Origin of the sequence: Acidocella sp. MX-AZ02 (assembly GCF_000306035.1) — a bacterium.
Lineage (GTDB): Bacteria > Pseudomonadota > Alphaproteobacteria > Acetobacterales > Acetobacteraceae > Acidocella > Acidocella facilis.
In genome coordinates this window covers 1-1,130 of the sequence record NZ_JH976239.1, presented here as the reverse complement: position 1 = coordinate 1,130, position 1,130 = coordinate 1, and the positions used below count along the sequence as shown (strand labels likewise).

Annotated in this window: 1 protein-coding gene; it reads left to right on the top strand. The window is 61.2% G+C overall.

The annotated features are described in order from the left end of the window. Positions 1-64: 64 nt before the first annotated feature. A protein-coding gene (locus MXAZACID_RS17300) for an IS3 family transposase (RefSeq protein ID WP_144052893.1) occupies positions 65-1,130 on the top strand; the annotation gives its coding sequence in 2 pieces (ribosomal slippage) (positions 65-314 and positions 314-1,130; 1,067 coding nt annotated over the 2 pieces). This gene is flagged as partial in the annotation.

The following is a 1,130-nucleotide window of genomic DNA, read 5'->3' as shown; positions in this document are numbered from 1 at the left end:
TTGAGCTGCTGCCGGTTTGGTGGACACGAGGATAAGATCGTGACCCATGAACCGGAGGACGAATATGGCGAGACGAAAGTTTGGAGCTGAATTCAAAACCGAGGCTGTAAAGCTGGTTACGGAGCGGGGCGTATCAGTTGCTCAGGCGGCGCGTGACCTGGATCTGGCGGAGAGCGTGTTGCGGCGCTGGATGCGTGAATTGGCGGCGGCGCCTGCGACGGCGTTCCCTGGCCATGGCCAGCAACGGGCCGATCTGGCTGAGATTGCGGCCCTCAAGAAGGAGGTCGCCAAGCTCAAGGCGGAGCGTGACATCCTAAAAAAGGCCGCGGCATTCTTCGCGAGAGAGTCGACGTGAAGTTTGCCTTCATCGCGAAGCACCGGCATATCTGGCCGGTGAGCTGGCTGTGTGCGGCTCTTGAGGTGTCGCGTTCCGGCTTCCATGCCTGGCTCAAACGGCCTGCCTGTGACCGGGCTGTGTACGATGGGAAGCTGGCGTTGGCGATCGACACGAGCTTCAAGGCCAGTGACAGAACCTATGGTGCGCGCCGCGTGTGGCATGATGTGCTCGAAGAAGGCCTGGCCTGCGGCTTGCACCGGGTTGAGCGGCTGATGCGCGAGAACGGCTTCCGGGCGCGCCCGAAGCGCCGGGCCAAGCCGAAGGACGAGGGCGAGCGTGCGGTGATCGCCGATAATATCCTTGATCGGAAGTTTGCCGCCGCCCGGCCAAACCAGAAATGGCTGGCTGACTTCACCTATATCTGGACCGCCGAAGGCTGGCTGTATGTGGCCGTGGTTCTTGACCTCTTCTCCCGGCGCATCGTCGGCTGGTCGATGAAGGCGGAACGCGATGCGGCGCTGGTCATGGATGCGTTGATGATGGCCGTCTGGCGCCGCGGCAAGGCCGACGCGCTACTTCATCATTCAGATCAGGGCTCGCAATATACCAGCGAGCAATTCCAACGCTTGCTGGCTGATAATGGCATTACCTGCTCAATGAGCCGGGCCGGCAATGTCTGGGACAACTCGGCAATGGAGAGCTTCTTCTCTTCACTCAAAACCGAGCGCACGGCTGCCAAAACCTACCGCACCCGTGACCAGGCCCGGGCCGATGTGTTCGACTATATCGAGCG